This is a genomic window from Chryseobacterium camelliae, assembly GCF_002770595.1.
In the GTDB taxonomy this organism is placed as follows: Bacteria; Bacteroidota; Bacteroidia; order Flavobacteriales; family Weeksellaceae; genus Chryseobacterium; species Chryseobacterium camelliae.
In genome coordinates this window covers 2,813,066-2,828,015 of record NZ_CP022986.1, presented here as the reverse complement: position 1 = coordinate 2,828,015, position 14,950 = coordinate 2,813,066, and the positions used below count along the sequence as shown (strand labels likewise).

General features: G+C 42.6%; 15 protein-coding genes and 1 pseudogene. 13 read left to right on the top strand and 3 right to left on the bottom strand.

What is annotated here, in order from left to right; genetic code table 11:
- Positions 1–469 precede the first annotated feature (469 nt).
- From CGB83_RS13105 to CGB83_RS13095, 4 genes are all read left to right on the top strand, one after another.
- Positions 470–679 (top strand): hypothetical protein, encoded by a 210-nt coding sequence (locus CGB83_RS13105; RefSeq protein WP_100076192.1) that lies wholly within the window; start codon positions 470–472, stop codon positions 677–679.
- Between the two features lie 51 nt (positions 680–730).
- Positions 731–1,495 carry a GLPGLI family protein gene (locus CGB83_RS13100; protein WP_100076191.1) on the top strand — a complete coding sequence of 255 codons (765 nt, stop codon included), beginning with the start codon at positions 731–733 and terminating at the stop codon, positions 1,493–1,495.
- A gap of 61 nt (positions 1,496–1,556) precedes the next feature.
- Positions 1,557–1,787 carry a hypothetical protein gene (locus CGB83_RS20455; protein ID WP_228419925.1) on the top strand — a complete coding sequence of 77 codons (231 nt, stop codon included), beginning with the start codon at positions 1,557–1,559 and terminating at the stop codon, positions 1,785–1,787.
- 2 nt (positions 1,788–1,789) lie between these two features.
- Positions 1,790–2,323, top strand: coding sequence for a GLPGLI family protein (locus tag CGB83_RS13095; RefSeq protein WP_228419923.1), 534 nt, complete (start codon positions 1,790–1,792; stop codon positions 2,321–2,323).
- 77 nt (positions 2,324–2,400) lie between these two features.
- Here CGB83_RS13095 and CGB83_RS13090 read toward each other — a convergent pair whose 3' ends face one another.
- Entirely contained in the window at positions 2,401–2,760 is a 360-nt protein-coding gene (locus tag CGB83_RS13090; RefSeq protein ID WP_100076190.1) for a helix-turn-helix domain-containing protein, read from the bottom strand.
- 188 nt (positions 2,761–2,948) lie between these two features.
- Between CGB83_RS13090 and CGB83_RS13085 the strand changes: the two genes are divergently transcribed.
- From CGB83_RS13085 to CGB83_RS13055, 9 genes and pseudogenes are all read left to right on the top strand, one after another.
- A complete protein-coding gene (locus CGB83_RS13085; protein WP_100076189.1) occupies positions 2,949–5,660 on the top strand; it encodes a carboxypeptidase regulatory-like domain-containing protein in 2,712 nt (903 codons plus the stop codon).
- Between the two features lie 191 nt (positions 5,661–5,851).
- Positions 5,852–6,610, top strand: coding sequence for a GEVED domain-containing protein (locus CGB83_RS13080; RefSeq protein ID WP_100076188.1), 759 nt, complete (start codon positions 5,852–5,854; stop codon positions 6,608–6,610).
- Positions 6,611–6,692: 82 nt separating this feature from the next.
- A pseudogene (locus CGB83_RS13075) lies at positions 6,693–7,354 on the top strand (GLPGLI family protein); the annotation flags it as partial.
- A complete protein-coding gene (locus CGB83_RS20625) occupies positions 7,355–7,627 on the top strand; it encodes a hypothetical protein (RefSeq protein ID WP_272482345.1) in 273 nt (90 codons plus the stop codon). It abuts the pseudogene before it with no gap.
- A 135-nt stretch (positions 7,628–7,762) separates the two neighbouring features.
- The gene (locus tag CGB83_RS13070) at positions 7,763–8,017 is read left to right on the top strand and encodes a FeoA family protein (RefSeq protein ID WP_100076187.1); all 255 of its coding nucleotides are present in this window, start codon (positions 7,763–7,765) and stop codon (positions 8,015–8,017) included.
- Entirely contained in the window at positions 8,017–10,050 is a 2,034-nt protein-coding gene (gene feoB, locus CGB83_RS13065) for a ferrous iron transport protein B (RefSeq protein WP_100076186.1), read from the top strand. The genes CGB83_RS13070 and feoB overlap by 1 nt, the downstream gene beginning before the upstream one ends.
- Positions 10,050–10,202, top strand: a complete 153-nt coding sequence (locus tag CGB83_RS20320) for a hypothetical protein (RefSeq protein WP_172954701.1) — start codon at positions 10,050–10,052, stop codon at positions 10,200–10,202. The genes feoB and CGB83_RS20320 overlap by 1 nt, the downstream gene beginning before the upstream one ends.
- A gap of 76 nt (positions 10,203–10,278) precedes the next feature.
- Positions 10,279–11,661 carry a phosphoglucosamine mutase gene (gene glmM, locus CGB83_RS13060; protein WP_100076185.1) on the top strand — a complete coding sequence of 461 codons (1,383 nt, stop codon included), beginning with the start codon at positions 10,279–10,281 and terminating at the stop codon, positions 11,659–11,661.
- Positions 11,662–11,963: 302 nt separating this feature from the next.
- Complete coding sequence (locus CGB83_RS13055; RefSeq protein ID WP_100076184.1) at positions 11,964–13,343, top strand: tetratricopeptide repeat protein; 1,380 nt, start codon at positions 11,964–11,966, stop codon at positions 13,341–13,343.
- A 42-nt stretch (positions 13,344–13,385) separates the two neighbouring features.
- On the opposite strand, the gene CGB83_RS13050 is transcribed toward CGB83_RS13055, so the two are convergent.
- Positions 13,386–14,267: a DMT family transporter gene (locus CGB83_RS13050; protein WP_100076183.1), complete on the bottom strand. Its 882-nt coding sequence runs from the start codon at positions 14,265–14,267 to the stop codon at positions 13,386–13,388.
- Entirely contained in the window at positions 14,254–14,907 is a 654-nt protein-coding gene (gene aat, locus CGB83_RS13045; RefSeq protein WP_100076182.1) for a leucyl/phenylalanyl-tRNA--protein transferase, read from the bottom strand. Before aat ends, CGB83_RS13050 begins: the two co-directional genes overlap by 14 nt.
- Positions 14,908–14,950 lie beyond the last annotated feature (43 nt).

The following is a 14,950-nucleotide window of genomic DNA, read 5'->3' as shown; positions in this document are numbered from 1 at the left end:
AAGCTTTTTTTAATCTATGATACAAATCACTTTTACCTATTTATTCTAAATAAGCTTTAACGGATTGATCTTCATGGTACATCCTGCAAAAGTACAATATCCTGATAAAAGACAGACTTGCCTGAGATCATATCATGATGTAATCTAATGATTTTAATTGGTTAAATACTGATCTTTTTTACAGTAATTACATTTTGACCGGAAAATCAGGCCACACTATTTCTAATGATTAAGTTAATGGCCATGCCAAAAAAAACAAGCATAATTTGCCGGTTTTTATCACCTTACCAATTCAGACTTATGCTTACTTTTGAACCATAACACAAATGAGGATTTCGCGAAACACGATGCCGTTCCGGCAAGTGTAATTCTCCTTACTGTTATCATGATGCATCAGCTACCGTACGTTCTATTCTAGACAGGAAAGTACCGTGGCAAAACAATTAGTGTCAACCAATAAAAAATTACAATGAAAAAAAAGATTTTATTTTCCGCCATGATAGGGATTTCCGTGATGGCATTTGCGAAAGCTGTTCAGGCAGTCTGGACTTCAACCTGTGGGGTAAAGCATTACACCACATTCCCAAGTAATTTTACTTATAACCAGATGGCTGACTGGATTGCTACGGCGAACCAGGCTGAATGTGGCGTAACACCGGATGTTACCATTAATCCTTAATTAAATCCGGCAGGCAGAATGTATCTGCCTGCCTTTTAATTGAATATTACCATGAAAATAATACTGACCATTATCACCACCATTATTAGTATGTTAAGCTTTGCTCAGAAAATCAGTTTTATACCGACCCTAAAGGTAACGTATGATTCAAGGCTGCAATTGGGTGAAAAAAACAATCATAATCAAAAATTTATTTTGCTGAGTAATGCCCAGAGCTCGTATTTTGCTGCCGCTCGTAACTACCTGAATGATACCGGACAATATAAGCAGACTGCAGCTATTGATACCAGAGTGATTAGCGATTACTTTCAGGAAAGGGTCATAAAAGAAAATAACAAAATATCTGTGTTCATCCGTTTTTCGGATGCAAAAATAAGATATGAAGAATCTGAGCCTTTAAAATGGGTTTTATACAGCGATACAAAAGTCATTAACGGAATAAAATGCCAGATGGCAGCCACCAATACATACGGAAGAAGATGGATTGCCTATTTTTCCCGGGAATATCCTATTTCTACCGGGCCGTATAAATTTACAGGACTGCCGGGACTGGTAATGGAAGTATATGATACCAGAGATGAGTATCATTTTACAGCGGTGAAAATTGAAAAAGATTCGGAAGAATTCACATTCAATCTTTCGAATTACAAACTGATGAGTAAAAGGAATTATTTACAGGCTCAATATAATATGAGGTTTACGCTGGCTGCTTTTCCTCCGATCGATGATGAAAATTTCAGGAGAGAGACCCAGAAGATTCTTGATAAAGTAAAAATAATGTACAACAATTCGTTAGAGCTTAAGCCGTTTGAATAATTCTCCTGAAAATTTTTCAGGTAACGAATAGAAAAAACTCCGCCTTTTAATATAATACGATATGGAAAGAACAATCATGCTCCTCCTGCTATGCTGGTCCTGGGCTGTTCTCGGGCAGAAAACAGAGCTGAACACCACCATCAGGGCAGATTATGATGCTTCCCTGAAGCTGGGAGAGAACTACCGGAAATTTCAGAAGTTTGTCCTGGTCGGGAATTCCCAGGACTATTATTTTGCCGGGATCCAGAATTACTTAACGATACCGGACAGTATAAGGCAAAGGCAGGAATAGATTTGCGGACGGCCAGCGATTATTTTCAGGAAAGGCTGCTGAGAAAAGAAGGCAGTACCACCGTCTTCTTCAAATACGGGGATGATAAGATACGGTATCAGGAAAAGGTTAATCTCAAATGGGTCCTGTACGGCGAAACGAAGACCATCAATGGCGTCAGATGCCAGATGGCTGCCACCAACAAATACGGAAGGCGATGGATTGCGTATTTTTCAAAGGAGTATCCCCAGTCCTTGGGACCGTACAAATTCAACGGTTTACCGGGACTGATCTTTGAACTGTACGATACCAGGGACCAGTATCATTTTACGTTGACAAAAGCTGAAAAATATGCTTCGGGTTTCACCATCAATCTTTCACCCTTTAAAGAATATCCAAAAGATAAATACCTGAAGGCCAAATACAATATGGAAAATACGCTGGCTGCTTTTTCCGGACTGGAAATAGCAGGAGAAGAGCGTAAATATTATCAGTCCCTGATAGAGAAAAGAAAAAAGATGTACAACAATCCCATCGAGCTGAAACCCTTCGAATAAGATCATCCGGGATTTAGAGGGAATGGAATGCCCGATTGTACAGATCCGCACTAAACAGCCGGAAGCTTATTCAACAGTTATTTCTTCAATGATTTGATCAGTTCTTCCAACTGGCTGCTGAGCATTTTGGCAGCTTCGGAATCCGTGATGTTAATAATGATCCCCTGCTGGATATCCTTCTGTCCAATTGCATTGTCCTGGTTTTTATTGTCATAATTGTTATTGACAAACTGGTTTTTTTGGCCTTCCTGAAACAGGTCAAGGATGCTCACTTCAAAAATTTCCGCCAGTTTCGGGATGTACTGCGATTTGATATCCGTGGTTTCATTTTCCCAGTTTGTATAGGTATTCCTGTCCAGTCCCAGCATATCGGCAATCTCTTGTTGGGAAAGTTTCGTTTTGCTTCTGAGTTTCTTAAGATTGGTTCCTACTCCAATGTGTTTATTTTTTACAAATGTATACTTTTCTTAAAAACAATAATAACCTGAAGAAAAATTTGTCAGCTCAAAAATATAACTATATTTGTAGTGATAAAAAAAGATTTTAACCTTTGCCACTAAAAAACATCTTTATACAGGTGTAACAAACCTGATTGTTGTATAACTAATTACTCAAATAATAAACTATGAAAAAGAATGTCTTTCTGTTTCTGATGCTTTTCTTCTCTGCGCTTACCTTTGCCCAGAAAACGGTTTCGGGAAAAATTACGGATGAAGACGGGGTGGCCATTCCAAGTGCCAGCGTTACGATAGAAGAGCCCGGCAAAGATGCGATCCTGGCGTATGCCATCACCAACTCCAAAGGAGAATATAAGATTACCTTTACGTCTCCGGAATCCAATGTGGACCTTAAAGTGAAGGCCTTCAACCAGAAATCGGTGACTAAGCAGATCAGCAATACAGATCAGACACTCAGCTTCAAGCTGGAATCCGAAGCGACTGAAATCAAAGAGGTAAAACTGAAAACCCGTATGATTACAGCCCGCGGAGATACCATTTCCTACGACCTTAAAGCTTTCGACAGCAAGAATGACCGTACCCTGGCGGATGTCATGAAAAAAATCCCGGGTGTGGAAGTGAATGCCGACGGAACCATCCTCTACCAGGGAAATGCCATCAATAAGTTTTATGTAAACGGAAAAGACCTTATGGAAGGCGGATACGGAACCATCAACAATTCCCTTCCGAAAGATGCTGTACAGAAAGTAGAGGTCCTCGAAAACCACCAGCCGGTCAAGATCCTTCAGGATAAAGTGCCTTCTGACCAGGCAGCCATCAACATCAAACTCAAAAATTCCGTGACCATGACCGGGCGCGGGGAAGTAGGAACCGGATTTGGAGATCCATGGCTGTGGAATGTGAAGCTGACGCCGATGTTCTTCGGACAGAAAAGCCAATGGGTGGTTAATTACAAAACCAATAATACCGGTGAGCAGGTGGAAAATGAAGGAAATATCCTTGCTTTCGGTAGCTCCTGGGAAGGAAGAAGGGTGAATGCCGCCCAAAACGACTGGCTGAATGTAGAGAATGCGGAAGTCCCAAATCTTCCGGTAAAAAGATACCTGATGAACAGCGTTCATTACCTCTCTGCCAACTACCTTACCAATATCGATAATAAAAAGGAATGGGAACTGAAAGCCAATGCAAACTATACCAACAATGCAGTAGAAAGAGAATCTACCAGCAGTACTACGGATTTCCAGCAGGGAACTCAGTACGGAACAAAATTCCTGAATAAATTTTACACAGATAAAGCCAAAGGTGAACTGATTTTTACTAAAAATGCTAAAAAGGGATTCTTTAAAAACACGACCACTTTCTCCCAATTCTGGAATGCAGACCGTGCCATGGCAGAAAGATCCAATGCAGGGATAACGCGGTATGGCAATGAAGCCCTTCAGTCTCCAACATCATCATTTCAGAATTCATTAAGTACCATCATCCCCTGGAAAGAAAAGATGGTCAACCTGAAGTCTTTCATTAACTATCAGGATGACCGCCAGACTTTAGAGATCTCGCCTGCAAATTACCTGCAGATACCTTACAGGCAGCCTGGAAGTGATGTTTTATCAACCATTGACTTTGCTCCCGGAACAGTTGCATTGCAAAACTTCAGAATCAAGACATTAGATACATCACACTCTGCGAATATCAGTTTTTCAACAAAAGGATGGACCTTTACACCACAGGTGGGTGTAGATTTTTCTACAGACAGGCTTACAACAAATTTTGATGCCTCTACCAATTCCAACTCACCTGATTTCGGAAGCAGCCTGTATGAAAATGATCTTAAATTTACAGAGATTACGCCTTCCGCCTCTGTAGGTGTTAATTATAAATCTGATGCCTGGAGTTTATTTGCCAATTTCCCGGTTAACTTCAATAGTATTAAGGCTGAAGATGCCTTTAGAAATGTTTCCAAATCTCTGAACAGAACAACATTTACGCCTAATATCTTCGCACAGTACTCATTTGCATCTTTCTTTAAAGCAAGTGCCAATGCCAATATCAGCAATAATTTCGGAGACATCCAGACTGCTTATGCAGGATATATTTTAACAAGCCCTGCCGGGTTTAATGTAATGAATCCCAACAATCCTATTCCGCAAACCACTACTAAAAGTGCAGGAGTGAGATTGGAGTACCGTAATCCGCTGAATAATCTTTTCTTTAACTTAGGATATAGATTAAGCGATGCCAAAAATAATTTACTAGCTTCCAGCTCAGTGAACCCATCCGGTTTCAGTGTTATCGAATACATTGAAAGCGAAAATAATAGAACTAGTAAAAGCTTTTACTCTGAAATTGGAAAGTACTTCCCGAAGTTTAAAACCAATGCTTCTGTGAATTTCAGCAATACCAATTCGGAATCACAGTCCAGAAGGAATAATCAGGATATCAATAATGAAAACACCAGCAACAGCTTAGGATTCAAATTCAACAATACTTATTTCTCATGGATGAGCATTGATTTCAATATGACCAAATCTTGGAACAAACAGACTAACGGAATTATCCAGACCAGTCTGGCAAAAACTGAAAACTATAATCATAACCTGAATATTTTCTTTTATCCTCTTGAAAACCACACCATAGGTTTTTATTGGGACCAGATCAATTCCAAACTGGGAGAAACCAAATATAACAACGGGTTTTTCGATGTTTCTTATCAGTTTACCTGGGCAAAGAAGAAAGTTGATTTTGAGTTGAAATGGATGAATATTGCAGACAGAAAAGTATTTGAACGAATCAATGTTGATGCAGCCACCATTACTCAGACCACCATGCAGCTCCGCCCGAGCCAGGTGATGTTTACCGTAAAATTCAACTTTAAGTAAATCACTCTTTAAGTAATCATAAACCAGCCTTGAAGGCTGGTTTTTTGTTGATATACCTCGACACGGAATGCAGGAATATGCAACACCATGAAAAAAGAGTACACGTAATATTCAACAAGGCCATATTAAATTATTGCAACATTATTGCATTATTGAATTTGTTTAGTATTTTTGCGGTCTAAAATTTATCTATGAAAAAAAAATTGACCGTCTTTCTCTTCTGGGGAGCTCTTATGAATGCGCAAAATACACCCTGCACCACCAATCTCGGCGGAGATGCAGATCCCGGGTTCATTACTGTAAAGATCAACAATACCACCTTTGACCACAACACATTCAATGCCCAGACCACCTTTTACCATGAATATCCGGCTTCCGGGCAGACCACGGCAACCCTTATTTCAGGACAGTCATATTCACTCTACACTTCCACTTCTTCGGAAGCTGTCATCGGCCTCTGGATGGATTATAACAATAACGGGACCTTTGAAAGCAATGAATTTACATCCGTGGTCAATTCCATGACGACACAAAATACGACTACGCTGAACATTCCGGCCAGTCTTCCTTCAGGAACGCTTAAAATAAGGTTCAGAACAAGGGCATACGGCAGTTCTGTCACCGGCAGCAATGCCTGCTCGAACTTCGGATCCGGAGAAACCAGGGACTACACCCTGACGGTTGTCAACAACGCCCTGTCTACCAAGGATATCAGAAAAGAATCTGCCTTACAGTACTATCCGAACCCGGTAAGAGATATGCTTCATATCGAAAACAACCTTGTCATACGGAATATCCGTGTTTTTGACCTTTCCGGAAAACTTCTGATCAACCTTATGCCCGGACAGAAAAGAACAGCGCTCGATATGTCATCACTGCCTGCGGGAACGTATATGATCAAAATCGGTACAGCTTCGGAAACCAGGAATTTTAAAATCCAGAAAGACTAGGCTATCTTCCGCCCATTAAAAAATAAACCGGAAAAAACTGTAACATATTCCTGCTTTTACCAACTTATTAGTAAAAATTAAAATGAAAAAACTATTTTCAATACTACTGATAGGTCTTTTTACTTTTGGTATGGCACAGGATTCAAAAGATGCCAAAGAAACAGCCAACCGTTTTTTTTATGAGTTGACTTTTAAGCCTAAAAAAGACTCTGCCAAAACTGAAAAAGTACTTACGGCGCTGGATATTGTAAAAGACAGATCGGTGTACAGGGATTATACTGTGATCGGCCAGGACTCCATTATCAAAATCCAGGTAGAAGCGATGCAGAAATCCGGGGTATTCAAGGATATGAGCAAATCCATCAGGATGCCTAAGTTTTCAGAAAAGATCGTAAAGCTGTATCCGGGTATGAAAATCCAGTACATCGAAAGGATCTCCAGCGGTTTTACTCCAATGAGCATCGCTTATAATGAAACGCCTAAATTCGACTGGAAAATCCTGAATGAAAAGAAAAGATCGGTGCTTACAACGCCCAGAAGGCTACAACAGAATTTGGAGGAAGAAAGTGGACCGCATGGTTCAGTACAGACCTTCCGTTCCAGGATGGTCCTTACAAATTCTCAGGGCTTCCGGGTCTGATCGTAAAAATAGAAGATGAGGCCAAGGATTATTCCTGGGTACTCCAGGGCAATAAAAAGGTTCCTAACTGGGAAGAACTGTCCTACGCAGAAAAGATTTCCGGGATGAACCTCAAGGTTACCGAAATGCCAAGGGAGAAGTTTGAAAAAACATTCAATGAATTCAAGAAAGATCCTTTTGCGACTATGAGGCCAATGCTGACCCAGGAAATGATGTCCAAGACCATTCCGGGAATGGACGGAACCATTGGTGATATGCTGAAAAAACAGGAAAAAATGTACAAGGATTTCTTCAACTCCAGCGACAATCCTATCGAGCCGCCATACCAGAAACTGAATGTAGGAAAAGTGGAAAAAGTAGGAAAAGAAAATAACTAACCTACCCCCTCTGACCCCATTAGATACTTTATTCAACCCAAATACGCCCAGGTATTTGGGTTGATTTCTTTCATGCAATATTGTTATTTAGATTAAATTTAAATAGCGTATATTTGCATCACAAAATGCAGTTTTTTGAAACAGAAAGATTTACATAAGCTGAGCGGATTTCCCAGAAACAGAGTGGGAAAGATATTGGGCTATGATAACCATCAACTGAAAATGCCTAATAAGATTATAGAAATGGGCCTCCTTCCGGAAACCATTTTCAGAATATTGTATCAGGCCCCGTTCAATGGCCCGATGTATGTGGAGTTTGGGGAGGAGAGAAGCCGGATCGCCCTTCGTGAAGAAGAAGGAGATTTTATCATTGTTGAACAATTGAATTAATGCAGGAAAATAAAAAAAAACAGGTCCTCCTCGTGGGAAACCCCAATGTAGGAAAATCAACGGTTTTTAATACTTTATGCAATAAAAAACAGAAAACCGGAAATTACGCCGGGGTTACTGTAGCCAGTCATTCAGGACACTACAACTATAAAGATGAAGTTGTTGAGGTCATTGATTTACCCGGATCATACAGCATCTATCCGAGTTCCGAAGATGAAGCGATATTTTCAAAATTCCTGATCGAAGAACAGCAGAACTATGCCGGGGTCATTTATATCCTTGAAGCACTGAGCCTCAAAAGAGGGTTGCTCCTGTTTCAGCAGATCCAGGACCTGGGCATCCCAATGATCCTCGTAGTTAACCAGATCGACCAGGCGGAAAGACGGGGCATTACCATAGATATCGACAGGTTTTCCCGTGCTTTAGGCATTACTGTTATCCAGACCAATGCCAAAGAAGAGATCGGGATCGGTGATCTTAAAGAAGCGGTCTTCAGCAACAGTTTTGTCACATCTGACCACATCTCTTTCGAGATCCCGTCTGAACATAAGGATTTTATCCGGAAAATTGCTTCCCATCACGGGATGGACAATGAATACAGAGCCTGGATCAACCTTTCCCTGGGAAAAGAACTGGAACGCATACAGTCTGCCATGGAGCTGATCAATGAGCCCGACGCTAAAAGCCTGGTTCCTAAAAGGCTGCAGGTACAGGAAACCGTAAGGAGATACCAGACGGTAGACAAGATCCTTGCGGATGTGATTTCCAAAAAACCGCAGTTCAAAGAGCTGCTTACGGAAAAGCTGGACAGGGTACTGGTCCATAAGTTCTGGGGTTATGTGGTATTTATGCTGATCCTGCTCATCATCTTCCAGAGCGTTTTTTTCCTGGCGGAATATCCGATGAACTGGATTGATGAATTTTTTGCCTGGCTGTCTGCTTTCAGTGCGGAACACCTGCCTGAAGGACCCGTTAATTCCCTTATATCCAACGGAATTGTGCCGGGTGTAGGAGGAATTGTCATTTTTGCCCCGCAGATCGGGATCCTTTTATATTTCCTTTACCTTCTGGAAGATTCCGGATATATGGCCCGTGTGGTATTCCTGATGGACCGCCTGCTAAGGCCGTTCGGACTGAACGGGAAAAGTATCGTACCACTGGTTTCCGGGACTGCCTGTGCCATTCCTGCCGTGATCTCCACCAGGAATATTGAAAATGTAAAGGAAAGGCTGCTGACCATTCTGGTGACGCCTTTCATGACGTGTTCTGCAAGGCTTCCGGTCTACAGCATCATTATCGGGCTGATTATTTCAGACGGAACTTTTTTAGGCATTAAATACAAAGCACTGGTTTTAATGAGCATGTACCTCCTGGGTTTTGTTGTTGCCCTGCTTTCAGCGGCGGTGCTGAAAACATTCATCAAGGATAAAGGGAAGACGTACCTGGTTATGGATCTTCCTACATATAAAAAACCGTTGTTCGGCTATGATTTCAAAATGGTCCTCGGCAAGGTCTGGGACTTCATTACGGGAGCGGGAAAAATCATCTTTATCGTGAGCATCATCATCTGGTTCCTGAGCTATTTCGGCCCGAAACAGAACCCCGGTGAAATGGTGGCCACGAATGTGAAGCTGGATCATTCTTACCTTGCCAAAATGGGTAAAGGCATAGAACCGGTGATTGCGCCTCTGGGATATGACTGGAAAATGGGCGTAGGGATCTTAACGAGCTTTGTGGCCCGGGAAGTTTTCGTAGGCACCATGTCTACCTTATACAGCCTGGAAGATGATGCGCCGGAAGTAAAGGTGATTGATAAGATGAGACGCGATGTGAAGCCTGACGGAGAAAAAGTGTTCAGCTTTGCCACAGGAGTTTCGGTACTGCTGTTCTACGCGTTTGCAATGCAGTGTGTTTCCACACTTGCAGTGGTCTACAGGGAAACCAAAAGCTGGAAATGGACCGGCTTCCAGGTGATCATGATGACCGGTTTGGCCTATTTTGTAGCGATGTTTGCATACCAGATTTTAAAATAATGGACACTTCATTAATCATACAGTATATCCTGGTCCTGCTTATTGTAGCCTTTGCGTGTTATTCTCTGTTCAGGGTGCTCAGGAAAAATTTTGCACCCAAGAAGTTCAGCTCCAAGAGGAACAGCTGCGATAAGGACTGCGGATGTTCATAACTTTCTGTGGCGGCATCACAAATAATATCTAATTTTGCCTGAGATAAACAATCAATCAGAATTAAATAAACACAGAATGTCATTAATAAAAAGTATTTCAGGAATCCGCGGAACAATAGGAGGAAAAGTAAATGACAACCTCACCCCACTTGATGTGGTGAAATTTGCCTCTGCATTCGGAACCTGGCTCCAGAATAAAAACAATAAAAAAGACCTTACGCTGGTTATCGGCAGGGATGCAAGGATTTCCGGGCAGATGGTTTCCTCTCTGGTAACCTCTACCCTGCAGGGCCTTGGGATCCATGTGGTTGACTTGGGTCTTTCCACCACGCCTACGGTGGAGATCATGGTACCCGAACTCCATGCGGACGGCGGTATCATTCTTACGGCCTCCCATAATCCCAAACAGTGGAACGCCCTGAAATTATTAAATGAAAAGGGTGAATTCATTAGTGGCGAAAACGGTGCTGAAGTGCTGGCACTTGCTGAAAGCGAAGACTTCAACTACGCAGAAATCGATGACCTCGGAAAATACGAGACCAGAAATGATGCGTTCGACATCCATATCCGGCAGATCCTTAACCTGCCGATGGTAGATGCGGAAGCCATCAGAGCTAAAAAATTTAAAATTGTCCTGGACGCCGTGAACTCTACAGGAGGAATCGCCATCCCGATGCTGCTGGACCAGCTGGGCTGTGAAACCGTATTGCTGTACTGCGATCCGACCGGTGAGTTTCCGCACAATCCGGAACCGTTAAAAGAGCACCTCGGAGACATCTGTGCACTGGTAGAAAAGGAAAAGGCAGACCTTGGCGTTGTCGTGGATCCGGATGTGGACCGCCTTGCGCTGATCGATGAAAAAGGAGAAATGTTCGGGGAAGAGTACACCCTGGTTGCCGTAGCCGACTACCTGCTGAAAAATAAAAGAGGCGCAGCAGTTTCCAACCTTTCATCCAGCCGTGCACTGAGGGACGTGGCACAGGACCATCAGTCGGAATATTTTGCCAGCGCAGTTGGTGAAGTGAACGTTGTCACTTTAATGAAAGAAAAGAACGCTGTTATCGGCGGCGAAGGGAACGGAGGGATCATCTATCCGGACCTGCATTACGGAAGGGATTCCCTGGTAGGTATTGCCCTGTTTCTGACTCACCTTGCCAAAGAAAACAAAACCGTTTCTGAGCTGAGAGCCGGGTACCCGGAATACTTCATGGGCAAAAAGAAAATAGAGCTTACTCCTGAAATTGACGTGGACGGCCTTCTGGCTAAAATGGAACAGGAATACCAGAATGAAGAAGTCTCTACGGTAGACGGGGTAAAAATTGATTTTGAAAACAACTGGGTACACCTGAGGAAATCCAATACGGAACCGATCATCAGGATCTACACGGAAGCAGCTACCCAGGCGGAAGCAGACAGGCTGGGCGATGATATGATCGCTAAGATCAGGAGCCTGATCTGATGCATAGATAAATTGCAGTATACTATTTGTGGAAAAGGACCCGGAAGGAGATTTAACATAAATGTAAATGATGCATCTAATTATATAAAACACCGTATATCATCCGCCGTTTGATGTTATATTGTGTTAATATACTTGTATCCTGATAGATTTTTCGCTATCTTTAAGATAGAAACTTACGAAAAGAAAATCCGGAAAAAAGATGCAATTTTGTACTGTATAATGAAGAAATAATATTAATTAAATAGTTAGCCAAGGTCTGCAAGAAACATTCGGACATTGGACTGACGGAGAAGATACTATTGGAAGAATATTTTGAAAATGAACTGGTAAAACGGTTCGAAGAAATGATGGAGAATCAGGATGAATTCTATTTCGATACAGAAGAACTGGAAGACATCATTGTTTATTATCTGGAGCTGGGTGATTTCAATTACGCAGACCAGGCAGTGAACTACGGGCTTAAGCTTCATCCCAATTCCCTGGACATCAAAATAAAAAAACTTGAGATCCTTCTGGAATGGGAAGAATACACCACCGCCAAAGATCTGATTGACGAGCTGAAAGGTTCCTCTATGGAAAATACGGACTTCCTGGTTTGTTATGCGAAATACTATTCAAACCTCGGAAACCCGAGAAAATCCATTGAGATCTGCAAAAAAGCGCTGGAACTGAAAGAAGAGGAAAATTTCCTGAACAACTTTATCGCAGACGAATACGTTAACCTCGGCGATCCGTTCAATGCACTGAAACATTATAAAAGTGCCCTGAAGGAAGATCCTACCGATGATTACGCGCTGGAGAACTGTATGCTCTGCTACAGCGACCTGAATAAGAGCGATGAGGCGATTACTTTCCTTAATGACTACCTGGATGAATTTGCCTACTCCGAGACCGCATGGCTGGAATACGGACAGTTCTACTTCAACAGAAAGAATTATGAGGAAGCCATCCGCGGATACGATTATCTGCTTGCGATCAATTCAAGCTCAGTAGGGGTTTATGCCAATAAAGCAGCCTGTTACGAAGCACTGGGCCAGTACGCCAAAGCCATTGATATCTATGGGGAAATGCTGGAACTGGAATATACGAAAGCTTTTACGTTCTACAAGATCGGATTATGCTACAAAGCAATGAAGCAGCCAATTATGGCACTCAATGCTTTCCAGAAGTCGCTAAGGGAAGACCCGCAATTCTACCTTTCGATGATGGAGCAGTCTTACCTGTATGAAGAAATGGGCGGTATGACGGAAGCCCTGCACTTTGCACGCGAAGCTACGCACCTGAATGAAAATAACCTGGATTACCAGAAGCGCCTTGCCTTTCTGTTCATCGATTCAGGTAAATTTGAAGAAAGCCTGTCGTGCCTGAAGAAACTTGTAGAGGCTGAGCCCTCCCGTTTTTACAACTGGTACGCCTATTGTGAAGTACTGATGCTGTTAGGAGAATATGAAGAGGCTGTTACCGTCCTTCAGGCAGCACTGAAGAACCATCACAGGGCCGAGCTGTATTACCAGCTGAGCAACTGTTATTTTAATCTTAAAAACCAGGATAAAGGGGCAGAATCCCTGAACAGGGCATTAGACCTTGACCCATCCCTGGTTCAGGATATGCAGAAAAAATATCCTTACCTGAAAGATGAGATTAAAAGAGGGAAAACCAAAGCAAAAAAGAAGAATTAAAATCTGATCATATTCAGCACAATCCTGCCTTTACGGCAGGATTTATTTTTTATCTGATTTAGCCCTTAAAAAGATCAGCCCGGCAAGAATGATCCCTGCACCGGTAAACTGCAGGAAACTGAGTTTTTCGCCGTCCAGAATGCCCCAGATGATCGCAACGATCGGCATCAATAGGGTTACCGTGGAAGCAAACAGAGGCGTTGAGACTTTAAGCAGCCTGTAATTCATCATCATGGCCAGTCCGGTCCCGAATACCGACAGCAGACTGACGAACATAAGGCCTAACATCGTGTCTTTCGTAAAACTGAAGCTTGAGAAGAATCCCGTACAGGCCAAAGCAATCAGAGAAGGCAAAAACAGGATGTAAGAGAATACAAAAGCAGATAAAACAGTAGAAGAAACTTCCATCAGCTTGGACTTGACGGTTGTTGTACTCATGGCATAGCAAAGCGTGGCAAACAGCAGCAATACAATTGGGATCAGTTTAAATTCCGTCCCTTCCTGTCCACCGAAAGCCAGCAGGCAAACTCCTGTAAAGCTGATCAGCGTTCCTACCATCTGTTTCCGGGACGTCTGAAACTTCCAGACCAGTGCCCCGACAATAATGACAAAAATCGGCATCATGGAGTTGATGATTCCGGCTATGCTGCTGCTGACTTCCGTTTCTGCAATGGGAAACAGGAACATCGGAATGAAGTTCCCGGTGAATGCCGCCAGAAGGAGCCATTTCAGATGGTGTTTAGGAAACTGCCTGTATCTGGATATGGCAACCGGCATAAGGATGATTCCGGCAATCAATACCCTTAAAGCCCCGACCTGATACGGACTGAAATGTTCAAGGGATTTTTTGATGAGAATAAATGAAGAGCCCCAGATGATGCTCAGCACCGCCAGGAGAATCCATTTTTCTTTATCTTCGTTCATTATTCTGATATAAAATGGTTAAAAATTCTTTTTTCGAAATCATCTCCGCACCCATGCTTTCCAGATGGTCTGTATGCGACTGGCAGTCTATGATGTCAAGCTCATCCCGGTGTGTTTGCACAAAATGAATAAATCCTGCTTTGGACGCATTGCTGACTTTAGCGAACATGCTTTCCCCGCAGAATACCCTCCCCATCTGGATGCCATAGAAGCCTCCCACGAGTTCGTCATCCTGCCATACTTCCACACTTTTAGCCAGTCCATATTCATGAAGCCGGATAAACGACTCCATCAGCTCATCTGAGAGCCATGTTCCCGACTGGCCTCTCCTTCCGATTTTCTGGCAGTTGCTGATGACCGCCCTGAAATCCTTATTTTCCGTGAAGGTAAAGATATTCCGGTTCAGGATTTTACGCATGGATTTGGATACACGCAGATGTTCGGGGAATAATACGAACCTGGGATCCGGGCACCACCAGAGGATTTCTTCATCCGGATTGTACCAGGGGAATATGCCTAAAGTATACGCGAACCAGATTCTTTCCACTGAGAGATCGCCGCCGAAAGCAATAACGCCCTCATGGCCATCATACAAAAGCGGATCCGGGAATGACATTTCATTTTCATCGAGTCGAACCATATGATTGAGGGAAAAAAAATCCCACTTAAAAAGCAGGATTAGA

Excerpts from the sequence above, each read along its gene's own strand:
- CGB83_RS20625 (WP_272482345.1), top strand. The coding sequence starts at position 7,355 with ATGAACCTCAAGGTTACCGAAATGCCAAGGGAGAAGTTTGAAAAAACA.
- CGB83_RS13105 (WP_100076192.1), top strand. The coding sequence starts at position 470 with ATGAAAAAAAAGATTTTATTTTCCGCCATGATAGGGATTTCCGTGATG.
- CGB83_RS20455 (WP_228419925.1), top strand. The coding sequence starts at position 1,557 with ATGGAAAGAACAATCATGCTCCTCCTGCTATGCTGGTCCTGGGCTGTT.
- feoB (WP_100076186.1), top strand. The coding sequence starts at position 8,017 with ATGCAGGAAAATAAAAAAAAACAGGTCCTCCTCGTGGGAAACCCCAAT.
- glmM (WP_100076185.1), top strand. The coding sequence starts at position 10,279 with ATGTCATTAATAAAAAGTATTTCAGGAATCCGCGGAACAATAGGAGGA.
- CGB83_RS13080 (WP_100076188.1), top strand. The coding sequence starts at position 5,852 with ATGAAAAAAAAATTGACCGTCTTTCTCTTCTGGGGAGCTCTTATGAAT.
- CGB83_RS20320 (WP_172954701.1), top strand. The coding sequence starts at position 10,050 with ATGGACACTTCATTAATCATACAGTATATCCTGGTCCTGCTTATTGTA.
- CGB83_RS13050 (WP_100076183.1), bottom strand. The coding sequence starts at position 14,267 with ATGAACGAAGATAAAGAAAAATGGATTCTCCTGGCGGTGCTGAGCATC.
- aat (WP_100076182.1), bottom strand. The coding sequence starts at position 14,907 with ATGGTTCGACTCGATGAAAATGAAATGTCATTCCCGGATCCGCTTTTG.
- CGB83_RS13085 (WP_100076189.1), top strand. The coding sequence starts at position 2,949 with ATGAAAAAGAATGTCTTTCTGTTTCTGATGCTTTTCTTCTCTGCGCTT.
- CGB83_RS13100 (WP_100076191.1), top strand. The coding sequence starts at position 731 with ATGAAAATAATACTGACCATTATCACCACCATTATTAGTATGTTAAGC.